At 74.8% G+C, this 25,646-nt stretch carries 21 protein-coding genes; 11 read left to right on the forward strand and 10 right to left on the reverse strand.

Translation table 11 applies throughout. The features are described from left to right. Positions 1–32 precede the first annotated feature (32 nt). On the forward strand, positions 33–575 hold the full coding sequence (locus tag I3F54_RS22285; protein WP_240120614.1) for a response regulator transcription factor: 543 nt from the start codon (positions 33–35) through the stop codon (positions 573–575). A gap of 117 nt (positions 576–692) precedes the next feature. On the opposite strand, the gene I3F54_RS22290 is transcribed toward I3F54_RS22285, so the two are convergent. The 3 genes from I3F54_RS22290 to I3F54_RS22300 form a co-directional block, all read right to left on the reverse strand. Next, positions 693–1,433: a peptidase E gene (locus I3F54_RS22290; RefSeq protein ID WP_240120615.1), complete on the reverse strand. Its 741-nt coding sequence runs from the start codon at positions 1,431–1,433 to the stop codon at positions 693–695. Positions 1,434–1,569: 136 nt separating this feature from the next. Then, positions 1,570–2,346 (reverse strand): 4'-phosphopantetheinyl transferase superfamily protein, encoded by a 777-nt coding sequence (locus tag I3F54_RS22295; RefSeq protein WP_240120616.1) that lies wholly within the window; start codon positions 2,344–2,346, stop codon positions 1,570–1,572. Then, positions 2,339–2,590 (reverse strand): MbtH family NRPS accessory protein, encoded by a 252-nt coding sequence (locus tag I3F54_RS22300; protein WP_240120617.1) that lies wholly within the window; start codon positions 2,588–2,590, stop codon positions 2,339–2,341. Before I3F54_RS22300 ends, I3F54_RS22295 begins: the two co-directional genes overlap by 8 nt. A 257-nt stretch (positions 2,591–2,847) precedes the next feature. Here I3F54_RS22300 and I3F54_RS22305 point away from each other — a divergent pair, with 257 nt between their 5' ends. From I3F54_RS22305 to I3F54_RS22345, 9 genes are all read left to right on the forward strand, one after another. Continuing rightward, entirely contained in the window at positions 2,848–5,172 is a 2,325-nt protein-coding gene (locus I3F54_RS22305; RefSeq protein ID WP_240120618.1) for a lantibiotic dehydratase, read from the forward strand. Continuing rightward, positions 5,172–6,659, forward strand: coding sequence for an amino acid adenylation domain-containing protein (locus I3F54_RS22310; RefSeq protein WP_240120619.1), 1,488 nt, complete (start codon positions 5,172–5,174; stop codon positions 6,657–6,659). Before I3F54_RS22305 ends, I3F54_RS22310 begins: the two co-directional genes overlap by 1 nt. Then, the gene (locus tag I3F54_RS22315) at positions 6,656–7,711 is read left to right on the forward strand and encodes a threonine/serine dehydratase (protein WP_240120620.1); all 1,056 of its coding nucleotides are present in this window, start codon (positions 6,656–6,658) and stop codon (positions 7,709–7,711) included. Before I3F54_RS22310 ends, I3F54_RS22315 begins: the two co-directional genes overlap by 4 nt. A 32-nt stretch (positions 7,712–7,743) precedes the next feature. Beyond that, the gene (locus tag I3F54_RS22320; protein WP_240120621.1) at positions 7,744–8,007 is read left to right on the forward strand and encodes an acyl carrier protein; all 264 of its coding nucleotides are present in this window, start codon (positions 7,744–7,746) and stop codon (positions 8,005–8,007) included. An 81-nt stretch (positions 8,008–8,088) separates the two neighbouring features. Further along, positions 8,089–10,392: a lantibiotic dehydratase gene (locus I3F54_RS22325; RefSeq protein ID WP_240120622.1), complete on the forward strand. Its 2,304-nt coding sequence runs from the start codon at positions 8,089–8,091 to the stop codon at positions 10,390–10,392. Positions 10,393–10,783: 391 nt separating this feature from the next. Then, a complete protein-coding gene (locus I3F54_RS22330) occupies positions 10,784–11,551 on the forward strand; it encodes an STAS/SEC14 domain-containing protein (protein ID WP_240120623.1) in 768 nt (255 codons plus the stop codon). 278 nt (positions 11,552–11,829) lie between these two features. Beyond that, positions 11,830–12,816: a hypothetical protein gene (locus I3F54_RS22335; RefSeq protein ID WP_240120624.1), complete on the forward strand. Its 987-nt coding sequence runs from the start codon at positions 11,830–11,832 to the stop codon at positions 12,814–12,816. A 51-nt stretch (positions 12,817–12,867) separates the two neighbouring features. Then, positions 12,868–14,751, forward strand: a complete 1,884-nt coding sequence (locus I3F54_RS22340; RefSeq protein ID WP_240120625.1) for an HSP90 family protein — start codon at positions 12,868–12,870, stop codon at positions 14,749–14,751. 2 nt (positions 14,752–14,753) lie between these two features. Then, positions 14,754–17,696, forward strand: coding sequence for a hypothetical protein (locus I3F54_RS22345; RefSeq protein WP_240120626.1), 2,943 nt, complete (start codon positions 14,754–14,756; stop codon positions 17,694–17,696). A gap of 261 nt (positions 17,697–17,957) precedes the next feature. Here the strand turns inward: I3F54_RS22345 and I3F54_RS22350 are convergent, their stop codons facing one another. Together I3F54_RS22350 and I3F54_RS22355 are read right to left on the reverse strand one after the other, a co-directional pair. Continuing rightward, on the reverse strand, positions 17,958–18,362 hold the full coding sequence (locus tag I3F54_RS22350; protein ID WP_240120627.1) for a cupin domain-containing protein: 405 nt from the start codon (positions 18,360–18,362) through the stop codon (positions 17,958–17,960). Next, positions 18,359–19,807, reverse strand: coding sequence for an MFS transporter (locus tag I3F54_RS22355; protein ID WP_240120628.1), 1,449 nt, complete (start codon positions 19,805–19,807; stop codon positions 18,359–18,361). The genes I3F54_RS22350 and I3F54_RS22355 overlap by 4 nt, the downstream gene beginning before the upstream one ends. A gap of 56 nt (positions 19,808–19,863) precedes the next feature. Here I3F54_RS22355 and I3F54_RS22360 point away from each other — a divergent pair, with 56 nt between their 5' ends. Beyond that, positions 19,864–20,532, forward strand: a complete 669-nt coding sequence (locus tag I3F54_RS22360; RefSeq protein ID WP_240120629.1) for a TetR/AcrR family transcriptional regulator — start codon at positions 19,864–19,866, stop codon at positions 20,530–20,532. 230 nt (positions 20,533–20,762) lie between these two features. On the opposite strand, the gene I3F54_RS22365 is transcribed toward I3F54_RS22360, so the two are convergent. From I3F54_RS22365 to I3F54_RS22385, 5 genes are all read right to left on the reverse strand, one after another. Then, entirely contained in the window at positions 20,763–21,428 is a 666-nt protein-coding gene (locus I3F54_RS22365; RefSeq protein WP_240120630.1) for a response regulator transcription factor, read from the reverse strand. Further along, the gene (locus I3F54_RS22370; protein ID WP_240120664.1) at positions 21,425–22,690 is read right to left on the reverse strand and encodes a sensor histidine kinase; all 1,266 of its coding nucleotides are present in this window, start codon (positions 22,688–22,690) and stop codon (positions 21,425–21,427) included. The genes I3F54_RS22365 and I3F54_RS22370 overlap by 4 nt, the downstream gene beginning before the upstream one ends. A 77-nt stretch (positions 22,691–22,767) precedes the next feature. Beyond that, a complete protein-coding gene (locus I3F54_RS22375) occupies positions 22,768–23,607 on the reverse strand; it encodes an ABC transporter permease (RefSeq protein ID WP_240120631.1) in 840 nt (279 codons plus the stop codon). Further along, positions 23,604–24,551 (reverse strand): ATP-binding cassette domain-containing protein, encoded by a 948-nt coding sequence (locus tag I3F54_RS22380; RefSeq protein ID WP_240120632.1) that lies wholly within the window; start codon positions 24,549–24,551, stop codon positions 23,604–23,606. Before I3F54_RS22380 ends, I3F54_RS22375 begins: the two co-directional genes overlap by 4 nt. Positions 24,552–24,718: 167 nt before the next feature. Beyond that, on the reverse strand, positions 24,719–25,432 hold the full coding sequence (locus I3F54_RS22385; RefSeq protein ID WP_240120633.1) for a phosphatase PAP2 family protein: 714 nt from the start codon (positions 25,430–25,432) through the stop codon (positions 24,719–24,721). Positions 25,433–25,646: the final 214 nt, after the last annotated feature.

Genomic DNA, 25,646 nt, shown 5'->3' on the forward strand with positions numbered 1-25,646 from the left:
GGTGGTGCCCATGATGACCTCCTTCGGGGGCCGTGGTCCGCAAGGGAATTACGGGCGGCGCCGGCCTGAGCTGCGCGGACGATCCCGGCGCGCCGGGCACCGTCACCGTCGTCGCCGCGGCGGACACCGGGCGGGCTCTGCGCGGCCGGAGGGACCCCGGACCGCTGCTGCTCGTGTGCGACACCGTCAGCCGTAGCGGTGTGCTCCGGGCGCTGCGCGCGGGCGCGGTCGTCCTGCGGACCGCGGACCTCACACCTCAGGGCCTGACGGCCGCCGCCCGGCGCGCCGCGGACCCGCACCCGAGCATCCCCTACCCGGAACTGTCCCACCTGCTGGCCAACGGTCCGTCGGACGGCGAGGCGGACCGGTACGGCACCAGGGCACCGGAACTGACGCCACGTCAGACATCCGTCCTGCGCCTCATGGCCGAGGGGCACGCCAACGCGGCCATCGCGCGGCTGCTGGGCTGCTCCGAGCACACCGTGAAGAACGTCATCTACGAGATCATGGCGCGCCTCCAGGCCCGCAACCGCGCGCACGCCGTCGCCCGCGCGGTACGTCACGGCCTGGTCTGACCCGCGCCGCCGACGCCGGCACGCGTCGACGCAGACAGGGGCGACGGGAGACGGGCAGCGGGCGACGGGGGCGGCGGGTGCCCACCGCCCCCGTGCGATCGCAGACGGGCGACCACGTCAGAACCGGGGCGCGGGCAGCAACCGCGGTTCGATCCGCTCCTCGACGACAGCGGTGCCCGAGTGGCCGACCTCGTAGGCGGCCCTGCCCGGCAACTCCGCGACGGCCTCGACCAGTTCGGTGCCCCGGTAGACCAGGCCCACCCCGTCGTCGGTGCAGTGGGCCGTGCGGAAGGCGCCCTCGGCGACCATCCGGTGGATCAGCGGGCGTCGCCCCGTGTCGGAGTCGTAGTGCACCCCGTTGCCGTACGGCAGCAGGCCCAGCCCATCGGTGACCGGGTGCAGTTCGGGCCCGAAGGAGTCGGTCGCGCCGCCCTCGAACCAGCAGATGGAGCCCGCACTGACGCCGGCGAGCACCACGCCCGCCCGCCACGCCCTCCGCATGATCGCGTCCAGGCCGTGCACCCGCCACACGGCGAGCAGGTTGGCCACCGAACCGCCCATCACCCAGACCACGTCATGGCCGAGGACCGTACCCTCGACGTCCTCGACGTTCGGCATGGGGAACAGGTACAGCGGGGTGAAGTCGAAGCCCGCGACCCGGGCCGCCTCCGCCGCCCGCGCCGTCACGTGCTCGGCGTCCCCCGCCGCCGTGCCGACGTACAGGACGCGCGGCCGCCTGCCGTGCGCCCCGGAGAGGTCGACCGCGTGGTGGACCAGGGCATCGAAGAGCATCCGGGTGCGCGCGCCGACACGCTGCCCTCCGGAGGTGGCGAGGATGGTCGGTTCCGGAGCGGTCACGCGGGTGATCGTAGCGCGCCGGGTCCGCCGGGTCGCGGGAAATCCGCGATGTCCGGGCCCGCACCGGTGCGCGCCCGGACGCACGGAGCGGGGACCGGCCACCGGGCCGGTCCCCGCTCACCGCCGTCAGGCGCCCTCACCCCGTCCGCAGGGCCACCGCCGCCGCGTACCCCGCCGGGACGAGCACGTCCCGCAGGGTCCACTCCGGGGCCGGAGCGGCCGGCCGCGGACCGGTGCCGACGTAGTCCAGGGCCGGGTCCCGCACCAGTCCCGTCCCCAGGCCCTTGAGGTAGGCCTCCTTGCGGACCCAGGTCCGGGTGAAGGCCGCCGGGCGCTCGTGCACGGGCAGCAGCGCCAGCTCCTCCGCCTCCGCCACGTGCAGCGCGGGCCGGGCGTCGAGCACCGCCCGGGTGGTCGCCAGCCCCTCCACGTCCACGCCGACGGGGGTCGGGGCGAGCGCCACCACCACCAGGTCCCCGCTGTGCGACAGGGAGAAGTGCACGTCACGGGAGCGCAGCGCGGGACGGCCGTGTGGACCGCCGCAGCCCGCGCACGGCTCGCGCACCAGCGGCAGCGCCTCGGCCGGGATGCCGAGGAGCGTGCTGAGGACGCCGCGCAGCGCCGCGTGCGCCACCACGTAGGCGTCACGGTCCCGGGGACGGTGGAAGGCGGCCGCCCGCGCCCGCTCCTCGGTGTCCAGCAACTCCCGTGCCCGCCGCAGCGACAGGCCGTCCTGCCTCCCCACCTCCGCCAGGTACAGCTCCAGCGGGCGGCGCAGCGGGCGCGGGACACGTCCGCCGGACCGCGGTCCGGACAGGTCCATGACGGCCGGGCACAGCCGTTCGGGCAGGGACACCACCGGCGGGGCATGCGCCGGCAGGGCGAGCAGCGGACCCGGGCGGGACTCAGACATCGGCCCCGGCCAGCCGGCGGCGCAGGCTGAGCGGGCGCATGTCCGTCCAGACGGCGTCGATGTGGTCCAGGCACTCCTGCCGGGTGCCGCGCCGCCCGCCCGGATGCCAGCCGGCCGGCAGCGCGCGGTCCGCCCGCCAGATCGAGTACTGCTCCTCGTCGTTGCGCACCACGAGGTACACCTCGTCGGTGTCCGGGCCGGCGTGCTCGCCGCCCGTGCGGATCGCGGAGTCGGATTGCGTCACGGTGAACCTCCCGCAGGTGATGGGGCCGGCCCGCGGAGCAGGGGCCGACGAGGCCAGCGTGCCCCCCGCCGGCACGACCGGTCAGGGACGAACGCGCCGAACTCCCGGCACGCGTTGCTGCCGGATCTTCTCTGGTGAGCCGGTGCCGCGGCGCGGGACCGTGCTGTCCGGTCACGGGGCGCCCGGCATCCGGCGGCGCCCGCCGCCCGGCCGAACCGCGCGACCCCCGCGCACCCCCGTTTCGGAAGGAGCACGCGATGTCGGACGAGCACGCACCTGTCCTGCTGCCGGGCGGAGGCTGGCGGCTGTGGGAGCAGTTCGCGCTGCGCGGCCCCGGCTTCCCCGCCGACGGCGTGCTGCGCCTCGCCCCGCCCGGACTGGCCGAGGCCGCCGACAAGTTCGGCCCCGGCACCGAGTTCTCCGGACCCGAGTGGCACGCCTTCGCCGACGACCTCGCCACGGCCGCCGTCAAGACCGCCCGGCACCTGCAGGAGATCGCCGCCCAGCCCCGCTTCCAGGCGGCCCTCGCCTGGCAGAACCCCGCCGTCCTGCGCACCGGCATCGCGCCGTTCCTTCGCTGGACCCCGGGCACCGACAGCCGCAGCAGCATGCCCCGCCAGCGGGAGGAACTCGTCGCGCACTACTGGCAGCGGTTCTGCGTCAAGAACGACACCATCGGCTTCTTCGGCCCCGTCGGCTGGGGCCACTGGGAACCCTCCGCGCCGGGAGCCGTGATCGTGGACCCCGGGCGGGACTTCCTCGCCGGGCAGGAGGTCTACTTCTCCGGGTGGGCCGTCGACGCCCTCGCGAAAGTGCTCGCCGAGGATCCCCGGCTGATGCGCTGGATCCCGCCGCGCCGGGTGTCGTTCGTGCGCTGCGCCGACGGCACCGTCCGGGTCCCCGGACGTCCCGCCCAGCCGATCGGCGCGGCCGAACTGGCCGTGCTGAAGCGGTGCGACGGCACCCTGCACCCGGCCGCGATCGCCGACGAGCTGGGCCTGGCCGCGGACGAGGTCGGGCGCGTCCTGGGCGAGCTGGTGGCCCGCCGCTGGGTGCACTGGCGCCTGGAGGTGCCCGCCGCCACCCACCCCGACCGCGCCCTGCGCGACATCCTCGAACGCGTCCCCGACGAGGCCGCCCGCACCCGCGCCCTGGACCGGCTCGCCGTACTGGAACGCGGCCGGGACGCCGTACGAGCCGCCGGCACCGACGCCGACGCACTGACCGCCGCGATCGGCGCCCTGGAGTCCGACTTCGCCGCACTCACCGACGGCGAGGCGCAGCGGGCCAAGGGAGAACGCACCGCGCCCTGCCGCGGACTGGTGTACTCCGACGCCCGGCGGGCGGCCACCGCCACCGCCGGCGCCGGACTGCTGACCCACCTGGAACCCCTCCAGCTGTGCCTCACGGCCGCCCGCTGGATGACGAACCGGTTCGCCGACGCCGTCCGTGTCCGCCTCCGCAGCGTGTACGACGGACTGCGGGCCGGCGGGGAGACGGTGGACCTGGGCACGCTGTGGCTGCACACCCTGCCCTCGCCGCACCCGGACGCCGGCGACCTGATCGACGCCGTCCAGGCCGAGCTGCGCGCCAAGTGGGCCCGGATCCTGGACCTTCCCCCCGGTGTGCGCCGGGTCCGGCTGGCCACGGCCGACCTGGCCGAACGGGTGCGCCGTGAGTTCGACGAGCCGGGTGACGGCTGGTCGCTGGCCCGCTACGTCAGTCCCGACGTGCTGGTGATCGCCGACGACGAGATCGCCCTCGCCCGGGGCGACGTGCAACTCGTCCTCGGCGAGATGCACTGCGCCCTGAACACGATGGGCGCCTCCCTGTTCGTGCACCAGCATCCCGACCGGGAGACCCTGCTCGCCGAGACCACCCGCGACTTCCCCGGCCCACGCCTGCTGCCCATGCTGCCCAAGGAGCTGCCCCGGAAGTGGTCCACCCGCAGCAGGCCCTCCCTGGACCGGCCCGAGGACCACTACGTGGCCCTCGTCGACCAGACCGGCGACCCACACCGCCCGCGCACGGTGCTCGGCGCCGACGTCACCGTCGAGGACCGGGCCGGCCGGCTGACCGCGGTCCTGCCCGACGGAACCGTCCACGACCTGCTCGACGCCTACGCCAACACCCTCACCCAGCGCGTCATGGACCGCTTCACCCTCCGCCCCGAGGGCACCCACACCCCGCGCATCACCGTGGACCGCATGATCGTCGCCCGCGAGACCTGGCGACTTCCCGTCGCCGAGGTCGACTTCGCCGACGAGAAGGCGGAGGCCACCCGCTTCGTCCGCGCCCGGCACTGGCAGCGCCGGCACGAGCTGCCCCGCTTCGTGTTCGTGGTCTCGCCCACCGAACCCCGCCCCTTCTACGTCGACTTCGACAGCCCCGTGTACGTCACCATCCTCGCCAAGGCCGCCCGCCGGCTCGCCCGCAAGGACCCGGACGCCCGCCTCAAGGTCAGCGAGATGCTGCCCACCCCCGAACAGGCGTGGCTCACCGACGACGAGGGGCGCCGCTACACCTCCGAGCTCCGCTTCGTCGCCGTCGACCGGACCGTCACCGACGAGGGGGACGCGTGATGCGCACGATCGCCGACGACATCGCCGCACACGCCGCCCGGCACCCCGACCGCGTCGCGCTCACCACACCCGCGGGCGAGGTGACGTACGGCCGGCTCGCCGCCCGCATCGAGGAGATCGCGCGCCTGCTGCGGGCCCACGGCGCCCGCCCGGAGACGGTCTGCGCCGTCGCCGTCGAGCACGGCACCGACGCCGTCGCCGCCATGGCCGCGGTGCTGCGCTGCGGCGCCGCCTTCCTCACCCTGGACGTCGGCCAGCCCCGCGAGCGGCTGACCACCTTCGTCCGCAGCGCCGGCGCCCACCTGCTGCTCACCCACACGGCCCTGGCCCCGGTCCTGGACCCGGGCGTCCCGGTCCTCGCACTGGACCGGCCCGGGCCCACCACGACGCTGCAGCGGGCACCGGTCGACCCGCGGGCGCTCGCCTACGTCAGCCACACCTCCGGCAGCACCGGCCGGCCCCACGCCGTCCTGGTCGAGCACCACGCCCTCGACGCCTATCTGCGCGACACCGCCCGGGCGTTCGGCCTCGGCCCGGACACCGTGGCCCTCCAGACCGCACCGCTGGGCTACGACGCCTCGATCCGGGACACCTTCGCACCGCTGCTGGCCGGCGCCCGCCTGGTGATCGTGGACCGAGCCCGGCTGCTGCGCCCCGAGGAGTTCGCCCGCACCGTCCGCGAGCACCGGGTGACGGCCCTCCTCAGCACGACCCCCTCCTTCCTGTCGCACCTCGCGGCGCAGCCCGGTCCCGGCGACCCGCTGGCCGGCGTCACCCTGGTCGCCTCCAGCGGCGAGTCCCTGCGGCCCTTCCTCGCCGCCGGCGGGCGCGCCCTCGTCCCCGGCCGGCTCGTCAACCAGTACGGCCCGACCGAGTGCACGATGACCACGACCCGGCACAGCGTGCCCACCCCGCCGGACCCCTCCGCCGACCTCGTCGGCACGCCCCGCGCCGGCGCCGTGGTCCGCGTGCTGGACGGGGACCTGGCGCCGGTGGCCGACGGCACGGTCGGTGAGGTGTACATCGGGGGAGCCGGGGTGGCCCGCGGCTACGGCGGGCGCCCGTCCCGCACCGCCGAGTGCTTCGTCCCCGACCCCTGCGGCCCGCCCGGCGCCCGCCTGTACCGCACCGGCGACCTCGGCTGGTGGGGGCCCGGAGGACTGCACTACGCCGGCCGCACCGACCGGCAGGTCAAGATCCGCGGATACCGGGTGGACCCTGCGGAGATCGAGGGCCCCCTGCTGGCCCACCCCGAGGTCACCGCAGCGGTGGTGACGCCGCACACCGACGACCGGGGGCGCGTGTACCTCGTCGCCCACCTCACCGGAGACCTGTCCGGCACCACGGACGCCCAGCTGCGTGGCCACCTCGCCCGGACCCTGCCGCCGCACCTCATGCCGCGCCGGTTCCTGCGGCTGGACACCCTGCCCACCACACGCGGCGGCAAGGCCGACCGCCGGCTCCTGGCCACCGGGGGCACCGCATGACCGCCCTCGGCCTGCGGGGCACCGGGGCGGTACCGCCACCCGCCGGCCCCGGTCCGGCACCCGACCGCCCCGGCCCGGGACCCCACCCCTCCGATCTGCCGGACGCCGCCGCCCGCATCGCCCCGTACGTCGTCCGCACACCCCTGCTGCGCGGACCGGCCCCCGGCGCACTCGGCCCCGGCCTGCTGCTGAAGGCCGAACACCGCCAGGCCGGCGGCTCGTTCAAGATGCGCGGCGCCGCCAACGCCGTCCTCGCCCTGGGTGCCGACCGGGTTGTCACCGGCTCCTCCGGGAACCACGCGATCGCCCTGGCCCGGCTCGCCCGCTCGCTCGGCATCCGGCTCACCGTCGTCCTCGCCGCGGGGGCGGCACCGGCGAAGGCCGCCGCCATCCGGGCCCTCGGCGGCGAGACCGTCCAGGTCGCCGGCGGAGTGGCCGAGCGAGAGGAACGCGCCCGCTCCCTGGCGGCCGAGCGGGACGCCGTCCTCGTCCCGTCCTCCGATCACCCCCTCGTGGTCGCCGGGGCGGGCACGGTCGGCAGCGAACTGCTGGCGGACGCACCGGACATCGAGACCGTCTACGTGCCCACGGGCGGCGGCGGTCTCCTCGCCGGGGTCTGCCTCGCCGCCCTGCACCATCCGGTCCGGGTGGTCGGCGTCGAACCGTCCCGCACGCCGCGCTACGCCCGCTCCCTGGCCGCCGGCCACCCCGTCCAGCTGCCGCCCAGCGCCACCGTCGCCGACGGCCTGCGCGGCCAGCGCCCCGGTGCCGTCCCCTATCCGATCATCCGGGACCGCGTCGACGAGCTGATCGAAGTCGGCGACCGCGAGATCCTCGCCACCGCAGCCCTGCTGCACCGCCACGGCGTCGACGCCGAACCGAGCGGAGCGGTCGCCCTGGCCGGAGCCCTGCGCGCCGGCCGCCGTGAACGGGCCGTGGCCATCGTCTCGGGCGGCAACACGCCCACCCGCCTGCACTCCCTCCGGGGCGGACCCACCCACGCACCCACCGTCGGCGACCCCGTCGCCGTCGGTACCGCCCCCACCAGCTGACCCTACGTCACATCTCTCAGAGGAGAACGGACATGACCCCGAACACCGCCACCGTCACTGTCGCCACCGACATCGTCGAGCTGCTGGTCGGCATCTTCCGGGACGTGCTGCGCCTGCCCGAGCTGACCCCCGAGACCGACTTCTACGAGGCGGGCGGCGACTCGCTCACCGCCTTCCAGATCACCGGCCGCCTCCAGGAGCACCTCGGCGCGGACGTCCCGGTCTCGCTGGTCTTCGCCTACCCCACACCGCGGGAACTGGCCGAAGTCGTCGACGCGGACTACGGCACCGCCTGACCGGTCCCGGGCCGTACCGCCTCCGTCGTCCCGGCGCCGGCACCGCACCGTCCACCCGCGCTCACCAAGGAGAGCCGCACCATGACCGAAGACCTCGTGCCGTCCCTCGGCCGCTGGCGGCTGTGGGAGCAGTTCGCCCTGCGCGGGCCGGGCTTTCCCGCCGACGGCGTGCTGCGCCTCGCCCCCCGCGGACTGGCGCAGGCGGCCGACAAGTTCGCCGCCGCCGACGACCTGGACGGCGACCGCTGGACCGACTTCGCCCGGCTCTTCGCGGACGCCGCCGTGGAGACCGCGCGTACCCTCCAGGACATCGCCCGCACACCGGCCTTCCGGGAGGCGGTCGCCTGGCAGAACCGGCCGGTGCTCACCTCCGGCATCGCGCCGTTCCTCCGCTGGACCCCGAGCGCCGACAGCCGCAGCAGCATGCCCCGCCAGCGGGAGGAACTCGTCGCGCACTACTGGCAGCGGTTCTGCGTCAAGAACGACACCATCGGCTTCTTCGGCCCCGTCGGCTGGGGGAGCTGGGACCCGGCCGTACGAGGCCTCGCCGTCGATCCCGGCCGCGGGCTGACCGAGGCGTCGACCGTGTACTGGGCGAGCTGGGGCCTCGACGCCCTGGCCCGGACCCTGGACGCCGACCCCGACCTGCGCGTGTGGATCGCCCCGCGCCGGGTTCCGTTCGTCGCCCTGGACGGCTCCCGGGTCCGGGTGCCGGGCCGACGCCCCGTGGCCGTGTCCGCCGAGGCGGCGGCCGTCCTCGCCCGCTGCGACGGCGTCCGGCCCGCCCGGCGCATCGCGGAGGAACTGCCCGGCACCGACGTGCCCGCGCTGCTCGCCGACCTGGTGGCCCGCCGCTGGGTCGTGTGGCGACTGGAGGTGCCCGCCGGCACCCACCCCGACCGGGCCCTGAGGGCGTGGCTGGAATCCGTCGGCGAGACCGGGCCGCGCATGCGGGGGCTGGCGGCACTGGACCGGCTGGAGCGGGGGCGCGCGCGGGTGGCGGCGGCCCGTGACGCCGACGCGCTGGTCGAGGCGATGGCCGGGCTGGAGCGGGACTTCACCGACCTCACCGCCACGGCCGCCGTGCGCGAGAAGTCCGAGTCGACGGCACCCTGCCGGGCGCTGGTGTACTCGGACAGCCGCCGGTCCGCCACCGTCCGGCTGGGCCCGGCCGTGCTCGACGCCCTGCGTCCGCTCCGGCTGCTGATGGACAGTGCCGGCTGGCTCACCTCCTCGCTCGCCGCGGCGGTCACCGCCGAGACGCGCCGCGTGTACGACCGCCTCGCCACCGAGGGCCCGGTCGACCTGGCGTCGTTCTGGTTCGCGTGCCTGCCGGTGCTGCACGGCACCGCGCGCGACACCGCCACCGCGCTCCAGGGGGAGTTCGCCGCACGCTGGCAGCGCATCCTGGCGGGAGCGACGCCCGCCGCCCCGGCTGCCGCCGACCGGGTCACCGTACGGTCGGCGGACATCGAGACGGCCGTGCGGGCGGAGTTCGGCGACAGGGCCGGCGGCTGGACGGCAGCCCGCTACCTGAGCCCGGACCTGATGATCGCCGCCGACGGGCCGGAGGCCGTGGCACGCGGCGACTTCACTGCCGTGCTCGGCGAACTCCACGTCGCCTCCAACACGTTGGGCGCCTCCCTGTTCACCCACCAGCACCCGGACGTGGCCGAGCTGTTCCGGCTGACCGACCGCGACCACCCCGGCCCGCGCCTGATGCCCCTCATTCCCAAGGAGCACCGGGCACGCCTGTCGGCGCGGGTCCGCCACACGCTCGTACGCCCGCAGGACCATCAGGTGGCCCTGGCCGACTTCACCGCCGACCCGGCCCGTCCCCGGGCCGTGCGCAGCGCCGACGCGACGGTGCAGGAGCACGGCGGCGACCTCGTCGTCCGGCTCCCGGACGGCTCACGGTTCCCGGCGGTCGACGTCTTCTCCCACGTCCTCACCACCCTGGCGATGGACCTCGTCCGCATCCTGCCGCCCGCGGACCGCACCCCCCGCGTCACGGTCGACCGGCTCGTGATCGCGCGGGAGACCTGGCGGCCGTCCGTGGCGGGCGCGCGGTTCGCCGACGACAAGGACGAGGCCCGGCGCTTCGTCCGGGCCCGCCACTGGCGTACCGGACTGGGCCTGCCGCGTTACGTGTTCGTCGTCTCCCCGGCCGAGTCCCGCCCCTTCTACGTCGACTTCGACAGTCCCGTCTACGTCACCATCCTCGCCAAGGCCCTGCGCCGACTGGCCCGCAAGGACCCGGAGGCCGTCGTCACGATCACCGAGATGCTCCCGACGCCGGAGCAGACCTGGCTCAGCGACGACCAGGGCCGGCGCTACACCTCGGAGCTGAGGTTCGTGGCCCACGACACGGCGCCGGACCACTGAGACCGCCGTTCGACGGCACCGGGGACGGTCGGGTGCGGGGGCCGGTCGGTGGCAGGCCGCCGGACCCCCGCCACCGGTCGCCAGGGCCTTCCGCGGGGCTGCCGCTTCCGGGCGCCCGTCCGACATCGGACATCGGACATCGGAGCAGGTCGGACGGGTTCGGGTCACGCGTACCCCCCTCCGGGGGCAGGTACCCGCGCATCGGGGACGCCGCACGCGGTCGCGGAGATCGCGGCGACTCGTCATGATGAGAGGGCGGAAGAGTCCCGATGCGCGTCGGCCTCCGGCGGTGCGGAGGGGCGGCGGCCGCGCGAGGGCCCGCGTCCGCTCCGGGTTCCTCGATCTCGGCCGCGGCCCCGCAGCACGCCGGTGCCGGGGAGAGGAACGGCACATGCTCGAAAGACTGCAGGACGTGCCCCCGGGCATCGACGCGGTGAAGGCGATCGGCACGGTGTCGAGGGACGACTACGCGGCGGTGATCGAACCCCTTCTCGACGACGCGCGCAGAGAAGGCCGACGCATCCGGTTCCTGTACGAGTTCGGCACCGAGTTCCGTTCGTTCACCCCGGGAGCGGGGTGGGAGGACTTCAAGGTCGGGCTGGGCGCCATGCGGCAGTTCGAGGGCTGCGCCATCGTCAGCGACATCGGCTGGATCCGCGAGCCGACCCGGCTCGCGGGCTTCCTGATGCCCTGCCCGGTACGCGTCTTCGGAGCCCGGGAGCGTGAGGAGGCCCTGCGCTGGCTCGCCTCCCTGCCCGAGGGGCCAGGAGTGTCGCACCATGTGGTGCCCGAGGCCGGGGTCCTGGTGGTCGAAGTCGAACAGCCGTTGCGTGTACAGGACTTCGAGGCACTGGGCCAGACCGCGGACGCCTGGCTCGCAACCCACGACGACCTGCCGGGCGTCGTGATCCACGCCCGTGAGTTCCCCGGCTGGGAGAACATCGGAAGCCTGTTCCGGCATGTGCGTTTAGTCCGCGACCACCATCGCGAGGTCAGGAAGGTCGCCCTGGCGGCCGACAGCAGGCTCGCCGATCTCGCGCCCCGTCTCGCCGGCCACTTCACCCGCGCCGAGGTACGGCGGTTCGGTTACGACGAGCTCGACGACGCGGTCGCCTGGGCGGCGGGCCGGGCCGGCGGCCCGCCGGCGGCCACCGGCTGACAGGGCCGCTGCCCACTCCGGCCGCCGGTGCCGGGCGTCCGCGTGACCGGCCGGCGGGTCGCCGACCCAGGACGACCACCGGTCGGCCCCGCTCGCGGCGGACCCCGGCACGGCGCCCTCCGCCTCCGTGCCCGATCGCGCGCCGGAGCCCCGCAGGGGCCGAGGGGAACCGCGAGGGGCGAGAACCGGGAAGCGCCGGCGAAAACCCGTGGAAGCGGTGTCGGCGGTGCCGTCTATGCTGCCCCGGACGATCACGCGGGACCAGGGGAGGACGCGGCATGTTCGGCAAGTTGTTCGGCAGGGGCACGGAGAGACCGCCTGCAGATCCGCACGCCCTTCCCGTTCCGCGACGGCAGAAGCACGGGGTGCACCGGCTGCGCGCCCTCGGGGACACGCGGGTGCTCGCGCTGGTGGAGGCCGCCACCGCGGGCGAGTGGGAGGCCGTCAAGGCGGCGCTGGAGCCCTTCGACCTGGGCCGTGACCACCAGATCCTGGGTGAGCTGGCCAACCTGGACGGAGTGCAGGACTGGATCGGCCGGGCCGTCGAGGAGGACAAGGAGCACCGGGCCACGGCCCTGCTCGTATCCGGGGCGCGACACATCGGCTGGGGCTGGGAGGCTCGCACCACCGCACGCGCCGTGGACGTCACGCGGGAGCAGTGGCGGGTCTTCCGCGAGCGACTCCACACAGCCGAGGAACAGCTGCTGGAGGCCGCCGAGTTGCAGCCGGAGTGGGTCACGCCGTGGTGCCGCCTGCTGACCTCCGGCCGCGGCATGTCGCTGGGCCCCGCCGTCAACGAGACCCGCCTCGACGCCGCCCTGCGCCGCGACCCGCTGGACCTGGACAGCCACGTCGAGTGGGTGATGCAGCTCCAGCCCCGCTGGGGCGGCGAGCCTGGGCAGGCCCTGGCGTTCGCCCGTGAGGCGTTCGCCGGCGCGCCCGAGGGCCATCGCCTCGGCTGTGTGATCGCCGCGGCCCACATCGAGGAGTGGGTGGAGTCGGACGGCTCCAACTGCCTGGACACCCCCGGCACCCAGGAGGAGCTGAGGAACGCGGCCGGGCGCAGCATCCTCCACCCCGGCTACGAGCGACGCCCGGGCTGGCAGGAGGACTTCAACACCTTCGCCATGGCCCTGGCGCTGTCCAAGGAGAGCATCGTGGCCCCGAGGGTCTTCCACGAACTGGCCGGCGCCTACACCCCGTGGCCATGGAAGTACATGGCACAGCCGGAGAAGGCGTACGCCGGTTTCCGGCGCGCGGCCTGAGGCCGCGCTCCGCCCCCCCCACTCGCCTGCCGACCCACCCCGGACTGCCCGATGACCTTGCCCGACACCCCCGTGAGCCCCGCCGGTGCCGACCGCACCTTCCAGGTGGACCTGCGCGGCCTCGTCGACCTCCTCTCCCACCACCTCTACTCCAGCCCCCGCGTCTACCTGCGCGAGCTCCTGCAGAACGCCGTGGACGCGCTCACCGCCCGGCACGGCCTCGAACCGGCCGCCCCCGCCGGCGCCTTCGGCATCCGCCTCCTCGCCGACGGTTCGGTGGTGCGCGTCGAGGACGACGGCGTCGGTCTCACCGAGGCCGACGTGCACACCTTCCTCGCCACGATCGGCCGCAGCAGCAAGCGCGACATGGGCGTCCCCCCGGACGAACCCGTGCTGGGCTGGGGGCGGATCGACGCGCAACGCGCCGACTTCATCGGCCAGTTCGGCATCGGCCTGCTGTCCTGCTTCCTGGTCGCGGACGAGATCCACGTCCTGAGCCGTTCCGCCCGCACCCCCGACGCCCCCGTCGTGGAGTGGCGGGGACGCGGCGACGGCAGCTACACCGTCCGCACCCTGCCCTCCTCCGCCCACCCGCGGCCGGGCACCACCGTCACGCTGACGCCGCGCGCCGACGCGGGCGAGTGGACCCGCCCGGCGCAGGTGCACGAGCTGGCCCGGCACTTCGGCTCGCTCCTGCGCCACCCGGTGACCTTCGACGACGGCACGGGCGGCCCGGGCGCACCCGTCAACCCCGAGCCCGCTCCCTGGGCACGTACGCATCCCACGCCGGGAGCCCGCTCGCGGGCCCTGGCCGGGTACGGCGAGGAGGTGTTCGGGTTCACCCCGCTGGACACCATCGAGCTGGACCTTCCGGCCGTCGGGCTGAAGGGCATCGCCTGCGTGCTGCCCGACGCGGTGCCGGCCGGGCGCCGCCACGGCCACCGTGTGCACGTCAAGGGCATGCTGCTGTCCGAGCAGGCCGAGGAGATCCTTCCCGACTGGGCCTTCTTCGTCCGCTGCGTCGTCGACGCCGAGAGCCTGCGCCCGACGGCGTCCCGCGAGTCCCTGTACGAGGACGACACCCTCGCCGCGGTCCGTGACGCCCTCGCCGAGCGGCTGCGTGCGTGGATCGCCCGCACCGCCGCCGGCGACCCGGACCTGCTCGGCCGCTTCCTCCAGGTCCACCACCTGGCCGTCAAGTCACTGGCGGTGCACGACGACGAGATCCTGCGGATGCTGCTGCCCTGGCTGCCGTTCGAGACCACCGACGGGCACGCCACGCTGGACGAGTTCGCGCGTACCCACCGCACCGTGCTCGTCACCTCCAGCGTCGAGGAGTTCCGGCAGGTCGCGGCGATCGCCTCGGCCGCCGGGCTCGGCGTCGTCAACGGCGGCTACACCTACGACCGCGCACTGGTCCACCGGCTGCCGGAGATCAGGCCCGAGGCCAGCGTCGCCGACCTCGACCCGGCGACGCTCACCGCCCACCTCGACCCCGTCGAACGGGAGACGGAACTGGCCGCCGCGGCCTACCTCGCCGTGGCCCGCGACGCCCTCGCCGTCTTCGACTGCGACGTCGCCCTGCGCACGTTCCAGCCGGCCTCCGCCCCGGCCCTCCTCCTCGACAGCCGCGAGGCACGGCACGAACGCACCCGCTCCCAGCTCGCCCGCGAGCAGCAGGGCGGCGTGTGGGGCGACATCCTCGGCCACCTGCGCCAGGAGGCTCCGCGGGCCCAGCTGATCCTCAACCAGCTCAACCCGCTGGTCCGCACCGCCGTCGCCATCGACGAGCCCGAACTGGCCCGCACCAGTGCCGAAGCCCTGTACGGGCAGGCCGCGATGCTGTCCCGGCGCCCGCTCCGGCCGGCCGAATCGAGCCTCATCAACCGTTCCTTCCTCGACCTCCTCGCCCACGCCCTCCGCAAGGACAGCTGACGATGCCGACCGCCCCCGCACCCCGGACCACCGACGAGCTGCACCGGGCGCTCCAGGAGAACGACCAGCGCCCCTACGGCCGCGCCCGCACCGCGACCGCCGAGGAACTCGTCGACTCCGCGGAGCAGTTCGCGGAGCCCGTGCCCCTCATCCATGCGCTCCTCGCACTCCAGGAGGCCTACACCTACGGCGCCGAACCCCGGAAGTCGCCCGTCGTCTTCGCCCGCCTGCTGACCCTCTTCGACGAGCAGCCCGACGCCTTCGACGAGCGCCTGCGCCACCTGCTGTTCTGGCGGTTCAAGTGGGTGGCCAACGCCCTGTGCGCCCTGCCCGAGATACCGCTGGCCACCCTGCGCCAGTGGCTGACGGAGATGCGCGACCGGTACGAGAAGGCAGGCCTGGGCCTCCAGCCCTACTACGGACAGGCCTACCGGCTGGCCGCCCACATCGGCGAGGACACCACCGTCGCCTACGAGCTGTGGGCGGGCCGCACCCGCACCCGGCTCAGCGATTGCGAGGCCTGCGAGATCTGCGAGCGTGCCCTCCACCACCTCGCGGCGGGCGACGACGAGCGGGCGTTGCGCACCTGGGAGCCCGTCCTGGCCGGGACGGCATCCTGCCAGGAGGAGCCGGCCCGATCCGTCTCGCACGCGCTGCTGCCGCTGCTGCGCACCGGCCGCACCGACCGGGCCCGCGCACTGCACCTCGCGGGCTACCGGGCCTGCCGCCGCAACCCGTCGAAGGCCCAGGAGGTCGGCCGGCACCTGGAGTTCTGCGCGCTCACCGGAAACGAGGGACGCGGCATGGAACTGCTCGCCGAGAACCGGAACCTGTTCGACGACGTCGACTCGCCGCTGGACCTGTACGGCTTCCTCACCGGGGTGGAGGTCCTCCTCCAGCGCGTCGACCAGCTCGGCCACGGCGAACTGCCCGCCGCCGGGTACGCGGGCCGCACCTGGACGGTGGCCGGCCTGCGTGCCGAGGTCCGGGGCCGGGCCGCCGACCTCGCCGCCCGCTTCGACGCCCGCAACGGAACGACGGCCCACACCGACCGCCGCAACGCCCGCCTGAACCGTGCCCCGCTCCTGGACGCACTGGAACTGACCCTGCGCACCCGAAGCCTCGACGACGCGGCCCCGGCGGCACCGGTGGCCGCGCCCGCCGCCCGCATGGCCGCCGGCCTGCCCGGCTCACTGCCCCAACTCGTCCTCCGGGCACGGACGCTGGACGAGCAGGGGCACCCGGACGCCCAGGCCTGCTGGGACCGGCTGCGCACGCTCACCGCCGCCGGCGACCGCACCCACCCCGAGGATCCGGCCGTGGGCCCGCCGGCCCAGCTGCGCGCCGACCTGCTGGCCGACGAGGCGAACCGGGCGGGTGGGAAGGACCGGTTCGCCGACGCCGCGGCCCTCCACGAGGAGGCCGCAGCCCTGTACGACGACGCCGGACTGCCCGGCCACGCGGCGCTGGCCCGCGCCTGCGCCCTGCTCGCCGCCGCCGAGATCCCCGTCCGGGGCGCCGACGGAACCGAGGCGCAGGCCTCCGCGCTGACCGCCGCCCACGCCGCCACGGTCCGCCTGCACGAGGAGACGCCCGGCCTCGCCCCGTTCCAGGAGGCCCGCCTGCTGCGGCTGCGCGCGACCGCGCTCGCCCTGCGCCTGCAGGCCTCGCGGAGCGAGGAGCACGTCGCGCCGGTCCTCGCCGAGATCGACCTGCTCCACACGTTCGCCACCCGGCACGACCTCCTGGGCGGGATCGCCGGAGCCCTGCTGCTGCGGGCCAGCACCTACGCCGTCTCCGGTGACCTGCCCGCGGCGGTCGCCGAGACCGACTCCCTCCTCGACCGGCTGAAGGCGCACGGGCCCGCCTGGCACCTGCCCCGCACGCTCGGACTGCGCGGCCGGCTCCACCTCGGACTCAGGGACGCGCAGGCCGCCCACGCCGACCTGACCGAGGCCGTGCGACTGGCTGCCGACTGGCCGGCCGACACGATGGACACCGCCCGCCTCCACGGCGATCTGGCCAATGCCTGCATGCACCTGGGCCGCCCGGAGGAAGCACTGCGGCACCTGACGCGCTCCGCGGAGCTGGACCTTCGCGGCGGCAGTCGGACGGACGCGTACTGCACGTACGGCAACGCCGCCCAGCTCACCCTCGACCTGGGCCGGTTCGAGGACTGCATCGCTCTGCTCGACTCCCTGCTGTCGGAGCCGGACGTCCCCGCCGGAGAACTGGACGACCGGCTCGTCGCCCAGCTGCGCCTGACCCGCGCCCGCGCGCTGCACGCGGGGGACGACCTCCGGGCCGCCACGGCGGAGTTCGTCGCGCTCGCCGCCGAGTCGGCAGGCTGGGACGACGACCCGGGGAGCCACGCACTGATCGCAGCGGAGACGGCCGTACTCCTGGGCGAGTCCGGCGAGTTCGGCCCGGCCCGCGAGGCCGCGGACCAGGCGCTCGACGCCCACGCCCGGGCCCCGCGCCACGAGCAGCTCAGCAACTGCCTGCGCGAACTCGCCCGCCTCCAGGCCCAGCAGCAAGGCCCCGACGGCCTGGACGGCGCCCGCGCCTACCTGGCCGACGCCGGCCGGGTCGCCGAGCAGGCCCGCGCCGCCGGGCACGAGGTCCACGGCCGCTCCCTGGACACGGCTCTGGCCTACGAACACGGGCGGGTCAACGCCTACGCAGGCGAGTACGAAGACGCGCTGGCCGCCTTGGAGAAGGCGCTCACCCTGCTCGGCGAGCCGGGACCGGACGACGGGGACCGCGCCGGCGAATGGGCCGAGTGCGTGCGCCTCGCGGGAGCGGTGGAGGGCATCTACCTGGAACGCCCGGCACCCGCCCTCACCCGCCTCGACAGCGCGGTCTCCCGCCTGACCGCCCTGGGCCGCACCGAGGAGGCCGAGGAACTGCGCTCGTTGGCGGCGCGGCTGCGTGACGAGGCCTGACGCGCCGGTGCCGGGGAGGCGGCCCGTCCCGGCACCAAGACCCCACTCCGCAGGGCCCCTTCACCCCCGGCGCGAGGTGGGAACCGGTGGGACTCACCGGGACCGCACCCACCCGGCGAATCCACCGAACCGGCGCCACCGTCCGCCGCGTAGCCCGCCCACGCTCCCCGTGACCCGGCCGGGGGAGTCCGTCCCGGGCGGGGGCCCATGTGCCGGGCGCGGTTCCTCGGGGCTGCTCGTCCGGACCGATGCCGTCCGCCGTCAGCGAGTGCCGGTGCGCTTCTCGAGGCGGGTGCCGTGGCGAAGGGTGATCGACATCAGGTCGCTGGGGGCGTCCAGTTCCAGGCGGTGCCAGCGGCCGCGGGGGACGATCACGGCGCTTCCTGCCCGCAACCGCACCATGTCCTCGGCGCTGCCGGGCGCGACGGGACGGAAGTACAGGCGGACGCCGCCGGTCAGGCAGCACACCGCCTCCTCGGCCCGCGGGTGCATCTCCCAGTGGTCGGCGTGAACGTCGGCGTCGGTCTCCACGTGGAACGTGGCGATCTGCCAGGCGCCGGAGTCGCTGCTCGTCATCCGCCGTTCGCCGGCCCGGACGTCACCTCCGGGGTGGATGTGCAGGGCAGAGGCGAACAGGTCGACGGACGAGAGAGGGGACGGGGTCATGACGGTGTTCCTTCCAGTCGGTGTTCTGCCGGGGCGGCGGGCTGCGGGCCGGGTGTCTCGGCACGGCGGCGGGGCAGCACGCCGATCGCGACGGCTGCCGCGAGTACGAAGAGGGCGGCGGCGATGGCCAGCCCCAGGGCGTAGCCCTCGTTGAGTGCGGAGGGGGTGGTGGCCGTACCCGTGCGGTGGGCGGCGACGGTGGCCAGGGCGGCCAGGCCCAGACAACCGCCGAGTTGGCGGGAGCTGTTCATGAGGCCGGAGGCCATGCCGGCCTCATGGGGGGCGATGCCGGTGGTCGCGGCGGCGGCGACCGGGGCCATGACCAGTCCGACGCCGGTGCCGGTGACGATGCAGGGGCCGAGCACGTCGGTGAGGAAGCCGCCGTGAGGACTGATGAAGGCGAACCAGGTCAGGCCCGCGGAGGCCAGCAGGGCGCCGGGTACCAGGGACGTACGGGGGGTGCGTGCCGCGGTGACGCGGGTAGCCAGGAGGCTGCCTGCGACCAGGCTCGCGGAGAAGGGCAGGAACGCGGCGCCGGTCGCTGCGGGGCTCATGCCCAGAACCTGCTGCAGGTACAGGGACGCGAAGTAGAACGCCGCGAACTGCCCGGCCGTGGAGAAGAAGACCAGCGCGCTGGCACCGGCGACCCAGCGGCTGCGCAGCAGGCCGAGGCGCAACAGCGGGGCGGGAGCCCTGGATTCGGCAAGGACGAAGGCGGTCAGGAGTGCGGCCGAGGCGACGAGCGTCGCCCAGGTGGCCGGTGAACCCCACCCGTGGGCGTCGGTGCGGACGACACCGAGCACGAGCAGCCCGACTCCACCGGTTGCCAGGGCGGCGCCGAGCACGTCCAGCCTCTCGTGCCGGGCGGGGCGCGTGTCGGCGGGCACGCCCGCGAGTGTCAGCGCGAGAGCCAGCGCGACGACGGGCAGGTTGATCAGCATCACCCAGCGCCACCCCGCGTACTGGGTGAGCAGCCCACCCGCCAGTACGCCCAGCGCACCGCCTGCGGCGTTCACCCCGCTCCACACTCCGAGCGCGCGCACGCGCTGCGGGCCCTCGGCGAAGGTGGTGGTGAGCATCGCCAGCGTGGCCGGGGCGGCCGCGGCGGCTCCCACGCCCTGACCGGCGCGGGCGGCGATCAGCTGCCAGGGCGCCTGGGCCAGTCCGCCCGCCAGAGAGGACAGCCCGAACACGGCCAGGCCCAGCACGAACAGCCGCCGCCGGCCGTACAGGTCGCACGCGCGGCCCCCCAGCAGCAGGAATCCGCCGAGCGTGAGCGCGTACACGTGCACGACCCACGACAGGTCGAGCGGTGCGAAGCCCAACGCGGTGCGCATGGCGGGCAGTGCGACGTTGACCACCGACAGGTCCAGGGCGACGGCGAACTGGGCGACGGCGACCGCCGCCAGGACCACTCCAGGCCGCCCCTCCGAGTTTTTATACATGTAAGGAAAATAGCCCAGGGGATCATCGCTGTCGACACCTGGGGAATGATGAGGGCATGCCGCACTCGTCCGCACCGCGCAAACCCCGGGGCCGGCCTCCCCGCATCTCCCGCGAGGAGGTCGTCGCGACGGCCCGCCGGATCGTGGACGCGGATGGTGTGGACCGTCTGACCATGCGGCGGCTGGCCACCGAGATCGGCAGCACGCCGATGGCCCTGTACCACCACGTCCGCAACAAGGAAGAACTGCTCGTCCTGCTCCTGGACGACTACGCGGCGCGGACCCTGCACCGCCCCGACCTGCCGGCCCACCCGCGCGAGCGGGTCGTCGCCGCCGCCGCGGCGATCCACGACGCGCTCGTCGCCTGCCCCTGGATCGTGGAGGTGCTGACCGCCGACGACCTGATGTCCACGTCCGCCCTGTGGTTCGTCGAGCAGATCGTCGACGGCCTGGTCGCATGCGGACTGACCCCCGAGAAAGCCGTGCACGGGTACCGCGCGATCTGGTACTACACGGCCGGAGAGATGGTGGTCCGGACGACGGCGGCCCGGCGGCGAACGGACGAGGCCCGCCCCACCTACCGGGAGCGCGTCTTCGCCGCTCTCGACCCGGGCGAGCTGCCCCGCTTGGCACAGGTCGCGGACCGCTGGGCGCCGCTGACCGCCGAGGACACCTATCTGGACGGTCTCAGAGCCCTGGTGGACGGCCTCCTGACCACCCGTTGACCTGATCACGGGGGGCGTACGGACGGCACGTCCGACCGCGAGGAGACCGTGTCGCCCCGGCAGGCCGGGTTCGGCGGACGCACCCGGTCCCGCCCCGGGCTCGCCCTGACGTGCTGCGAGGCGCCGGTGACGTTGCGCCCGGTCCCGAGGACCAGGGTGAACGGGGCGCCCACCAGGGGGACGGCCCCGCACCGTCCGCCGACGCGGCGGTCGGGGCAGGACCGCCCGGGCTACTCGGTGTGGGGGTGGGCCAGACCGTGGTCGTAGGCGAAGATCACGGCCCGGACCCGGTCGCGGGCGCCGATCTTGGCGAGGACCCGGCCGACGTGGGTCTTCACCGTGGACTCGGACAACACGAAGTGGGCGGCGATCTCGCCGTTGTTCCACCCCTTGCCGATGGCGACGAGGATCTCGCGTTCCCGGTCGGTGAGGGACTTCAGCCTCGGGTCCTCGGCGGGGCCGCCCGGCCGGGGCACCAGATGGGCGAACTCGTGCAGGAGGCGGCGGGTGAGCGCGGGGGCGATGACGGCGTCGCCGCTCGCGACGGCGCGGATGCCCGCGAGGAGTTCCTCGGGGCGGGCGTCCTTGAGGAGGAAGCCGCTGGCCCCGGCGCGCAGGGCCGCGTGGGCGTATTCGTCGAGGTCGAACGTGGTCAGCACCAGGACGCGGGAGCGGTCGCCGGTGGCGGTGATGAGGCGGGTGGCCTCGATGCCGTCCATGCCGGGCATGCGGACGTCCATGAGTACGACGTCGGGGCGGAGTTCGGCCGCCTTGCGGACCGCTTCCGCACCGTGGGCGGCCTCGCCGACTACCTCCGTCCCGGGGACGGAGCCGAGGAGCATGCGGAAGCCGTAGCGCTGCAGCGGCTGGTCGTCCACGACGAGTACGGTGGTCACGGGGCACCGTCCGGGGAGACGGGGTCGAGGACGGCCTCCACCGTCCACCCACCGCCGGTGGGGCCGGCGCTGAGGCTTCCTCCGTAGAGCGCCGTCCGTTCTCGCATACCCACCAGACCGTGTCCTTCCTCCTCGGCCGGGCCGGGGCGGGCGGACGTGACGACGGCGGGGCCGGTGTCCTGGACCCTGATGGTCAGCCCGTTGTCCCGTACAGCGATCGCCAGGTTCACCCGGCTGCCGGCTCCTGCGTGTTTGAGGGTGTTCGTCAGAGCTTCCTGAACGATGCGGTAGACCGCGAGCTGGACCCCGCTGTCGAGGGCGTCGACGTCACCGGTGGTCCGGTAGTGGACCTCCAGGCCGGCGGCACGCATGTTCCGGCACAACGCGTCGATGTCCGCGAGGCAGGGCTGCGGGTTGAGCTCCGGGCCGGTCCACGGGTCGTCGGATGCTTCCCGCAGCACACCGAGTACGCGCCTGAGCTCCCCGAGAGCCCGGCGGCCGGTGTCCCCGATGAGGTGCAGGGCTTCGGTGCCCCGCTCCGGGGCGACGGCGCCTGCGTAGGCGCCGGCGTCGGCGAGGGTGATGATGACGGACAGGTTGTGGCCGACGATGTCGTGCATCTCGCGAGCCACCCGCGCGCGTTCGGACGCGACGGCGAGTCTGCTGCGCTGGTCGCGTTCTATCTCCAGCCGGGCCGCCCGGTCACGCAGCCCCGCGAGCTGGGCTCGCCGGATGCGCACCACGAGGCCGAGTGCGAGTGCCGCGGTCGCCGTGCTCAGCAGGAAGAACAGCGCGTCCCAGAAGGACACCGCCGCCGAGGCGCGCACCGCGACCAGCACCAGCGCGCCCGCCACGGCCCCGCAGGCCCAGGGCAGCTGCCTCATCCGTCCGTGCAGGGCGAGACTGTACAGGGCGATGAACAGGGCGATGTCCGCGCGCAGCGCGGCTCCCAGCGACCACTGGAGGACGAAGACGGCCGTGACGGCGCCGAAGGCGACATCCGGTCGCCTGCGGCGCCACAGCAGGGGGAGGACGAGGCCGGCCTGCAGCGCGACCGTCCCCGCGACCGGCAGCCGCAAGAACACCAGCCGGAAGCGGTGAGGCCCGTCGCCGTCGACGCCGGCCGAGTGCAGCAGGTCCGGCAGGCAGAACGTCAGGAAGACCAGCGCCACCACCGTGGTGTCCAGCACCCACGGACGGGCCCGGTCAGCCTGCCGCAGCCGCCGGCCGGCCCGGGAGATCCGGGCGACCAGCGGTCCCATGCCACCGAGGTCGTCGGCGGGCGCGGTGCTCTCGGAGTCCGCCAGGGGCACGGTGTTCACCCGCACATCCTCCAGGGTCAGACGTCGCTGCGCAGCAGCCGGTGGGCGGCCGCGGCCAGAGCCAGCGCGGTCCAGCCCAGAAGGACGAGCAGACCGGTCCCGGGGGACAGGCCGGCGGCATCGTGGGTGAGGGCGAACATCGACTCGCCGGCGTTGCTCGGCAGGTAGGGGCTGATGTCGTCCTGCCAGGAGCCGGGGAGCAGGGAGACCAGCCCGGGGACGAGCATGAGGGTGGCGACGAGGACGGAGATGCCGCCGGCCACCGACCGCAGCAGTGCGCCCAGAGCGGTTCCGATCACGGCGACGAGGCCGAGGTAGAGACCGGCGCCCAGCAGGCTGCGCACGACACCCGTGTCGGAGAACCCCATGGCCGCGGGCGTGCCGGAGACGATGCGGCTGCCGAACAGGAAGGCGACGAACACGCCGGCGGTTGCTACGGCCAGCGCGACCAGCCCGAACACCGAGGCCTTGGCCCACAGAACCGGAAGCCGGCGTGGCACCGCCGCCAGGGTCGAGCGGATCAGGCCCGTGGAGTACTCGCCCGCCGTGACCAGCACGCCGAGGACACCGAGGGCGAGCTGGGCGAAGTTCGTGCCGAAGAGGGACAGGCTCACGGCGGTCGAACGTGCGAAGTCCGGGTGCATGTGGCCGGAGCCGAGCTCGGACCGGTACCGGCTCGCGGCGATCAGCCCGAACGCGATCAGGAACAGCAGGCCCAGACCCAGGGTGATCCAGGTCGAGCGCAGCGACCAGAGCTTGGCCCACTCCGAGGCCAGCACGCGCGGTCCGGTCACCCGGTGGACGGGGCGGGCGGGAGCGGTGGAAGGTGATTCGGCGGGGGCGGCGAGGGTGTTCATGCGGGCCTCCCCGCGGGCGTCGCGGCCCCGGTGCCACTGGTGGAGCCGTGGTACTCCACGGCATCCCGGGTCAGGTCCATGAACGCCTCCTCCAGCGACGCCTGACGTGTACTCAGCTCGAACAGCGCGATCCCGTGCTCGGCGGCCTTCAGACCGATCTCGCGCGCGGTCAGCCCGCTCACCTGCAGTTCCTCGGAACCGATCCGCCCGGTGACGTCGACGCCCGGCCCCGCCAGGACATCCCGGAGCCGCGCCGGATCCTGCGTGGCCACGTGTACGGTGTCGCCGCCCGCCTCGCGGACCAGGTCCCGCACGGTCGTGTCGGCCAGCAGCCGGCCACGCCCGACGACGATCAGGTGGTCGGCCACCAGCGCCACCTCGCTCATCAGGTGCGACGACACGAACACCGTGCGTCCCTCCTCGGCGAGCGACGTCAGCAGGTTGCGGATCCAGAGGACGCCTTCGGGGTCCAGCCCGTTGACGGGCTCGTCGAGCATCACCGTCTGCGGGTCGCCCAGGAGCGCCGCGGCGATGCCGAGTCGCTGGCCCATGCCGAGCGAGAAGGAGCCTGCCCGCTTCCCGGCCACGGCGCCCAGCCCGGCCAGTTCGACCACCTCGTCGACGCGGCGGCGCGGGATGCCGTGGGTCAGCGCCAGCGCCCTGAGGTGCTGGTGGGCCGAGCGTCCCGGGTGGACGGACCTGGCCTCCAGGAGGGCGCCGACCTCCTGGAGCGGTGCCCGGTGGTGGGCGTAGCGGTGGCCGTTGACGGTGACGGAGCCGCTCGTCGGGGCGTCCAGCCCGACCACCATGCGCATCGTCGTGGACTTTCCCGCCCCGTTGGGGCCGAGGAAGCCCGTGACGGTGCCGGGCTTCACGGTGAAGTCCAGGCCGTCCACGGCCGTCTTCTCCCCGTACCGCTTGGTCAGCTGCCGTGCTTCGATCATGGGCGCTCCTTCTCTCGGGGTCGGCTTCGGTCGCCTCCGTCGTCGCTCCCGCCACGCTAGGCCCGGAACCGCCCCGATCCGGTGGTACCGGGGGTGGAAGCGGGCCGCGTCGGTGGTACCCCGGTACTACGTCGCGACTGCGAGGCGGGCCCGCCGCCGGGCAGCCCTCAGCGTCCGGGATCATCGGGCGCACGGTCCTCCGCCCGCTGGGCGGCGGGGGTCCGGGGCGTGTCCGTCGTGAACGATTCGGGCAGCCACCGGGCCGCCGCCCACAGGCACCCCCCGAGCCAGCCGGTGGCGAACAGCCAGCCGCCGACGACATCGGTGGACCAGTGCACGCCCAGGTAGACGCGGGTGAGCCCGACGGACACGCCCCAGCAGGCGACGGCGATCCTCAGGGGCGTGGCTCCGCGCGGGGCCCGCAGGGTGAGCGCGGCGATCAGCAGTCCGGCGGTCACGGCGGACGTGGTGGTGTGGCCCGAGGGGTAGGCGAAGCCGGTGGCGTGAGTGGCCCAGTCCGCCCGCGGCGGGCGGGCCCGCTGGACGAGTTCCATCAGGCCGTACCGCAGGGCCTGCCCCGCGGCCAGGCAGGCGACGCACAGGGCGACGGCGCGCAGCCGGTGCCGCCCCGGGCCTGAGGCGACGAGCCCGGCCGTCGCGGCCAGCAGGTAGGGGACGGCGCCGGTCCCCGTGAACGTCACCCCGCGGGCCAGGAACTGTGCCGGGGGCGGACGATGCCCGACCGACCAGGACAGCAGGCGGTCGTCCGGCCCGAGCGGCGTGCCCCCGCGGGCGAGGACCAGCGCGGTCAGGGCGCCGAACAGGATCCATGCGCCGAGGCCGGTCAGCCCGGGCGGCCGGGCGGCGGTGCGGCGGCTCATGCGGTGGCAGCCTCCGGTTTCCCTGCCGCCCGGCGTTCGTCCTTCGCATCGGTCATGGCACCGATCCTGGTCGTGGCGTCCCCCGCAGTCCAGCCGGTCGGTGCGGCCGTCACCGGGTCGGTGACCGTGAGGCGGCTCGCCGCATGGGTGGGACCGGACTCCGGGCGGGTCGTGCGGCCGAACCGGGTTCGTCGCGGGGGGCCTGTTCCCTCCA

This window comes from Streptomyces sp. MUM 2J (assembly GCF_022414535.1).
Classification (GTDB): Bacteria; Actinomycetota; Actinomycetes; order Streptomycetales; family Streptomycetaceae; genus Streptomyces.

Coding starts and splice junctions, on each gene's coding strand:
- I3F54_RS22325 (WP_240120622.1), top strand. CDS start 8,089: ATGACCGAAGACCTCGTGCCGTCCCTCGGCCGCTGGCGGCTGTGGGAG.
- I3F54_RS22320 (WP_240120621.1), top strand. CDS start 7,744: ATGACCCCGAACACCGCCACCGTCACTGTCGCCACCGACATCGTCGAG.
- I3F54_RS22360 (WP_240120629.1), top strand. CDS start 19,864: ATGCCGCACTCGTCCGCACCGCGCAAACCCCGGGGCCGGCCTCCCCGC.
- I3F54_RS22355 (WP_240120628.1), bottom strand. CDS start 19,807: ATGTATAAAAACTCGGAGGGGCGGCCTGGAGTGGTCCTGGCGGCGGTC.
- I3F54_RS22315 (WP_240120620.1), top strand. CDS start 6,656: ATGACCGCCCTCGGCCTGCGGGGCACCGGGGCGGTACCGCCACCCGCC.
- I3F54_RS22350 (WP_240120627.1), bottom strand. CDS start 18,362: ATGACCCCGTCCCCTCTCTCGTCCGTCGACCTGTTCGCCTCTGCCCTG.
- I3F54_RS22310 (WP_240120619.1), top strand. CDS start 5,172: ATGCGCACGATCGCCGACGACATCGCCGCACACGCCGCCCGGCACCCC.
- I3F54_RS22385 (WP_240120633.1), bottom strand. CDS start 25,432: ATGAGCCGCCGCACCGCCGCCCGGCCGCCCGGGCTGACCGGCCTCGGC.
- I3F54_RS22295 (WP_240120616.1), bottom strand. CDS start 2,346: ATGTCTGAGTCCCGCCCGGGTCCGCTGCTCGCCCTGCCGGCGCATGCC.
- I3F54_RS22305 (WP_240120618.1), top strand. CDS start 2,848: ATGTCGGACGAGCACGCACCTGTCCTGCTGCCGGGCGGAGGCTGGCGG.
- I3F54_RS22380 (WP_240120632.1), bottom strand. CDS start 24,551: ATGATCGAAGCACGGCAGCTGACCAAGCGGTACGGGGAGAAGACGGCC.
- I3F54_RS22340 (WP_240120625.1), top strand. CDS start 12,868: ATGACCTTGCCCGACACCCCCGTGAGCCCCGCCGGTGCCGACCGCACC.
- I3F54_RS22330 (WP_240120623.1), top strand. CDS start 10,784: ATGCTCGAAAGACTGCAGGACGTGCCCCCGGGCATCGACGCGGTGAAG.
- I3F54_RS22345 (WP_240120626.1), top strand. CDS start 14,754: ATGCCGACCGCCCCCGCACCCCGGACCACCGACGAGCTGCACCGGGCG.
- I3F54_RS22370 (WP_240120664.1), bottom strand. CDS start 22,690: ATGGGACCGCTGGTCGCCCGGATCTCCCGGGCCGGCCGGCGGCTGCGG.
- I3F54_RS22375 (WP_240120631.1), bottom strand. CDS start 23,607: ATGAACACCCTCGCCGCCCCCGCCGAATCACCTTCCACCGCTCCCGCC.
- I3F54_RS22335 (WP_240120624.1), top strand. CDS start 11,830: ATGTTCGGCAAGTTGTTCGGCAGGGGCACGGAGAGACCGCCTGCAGAT.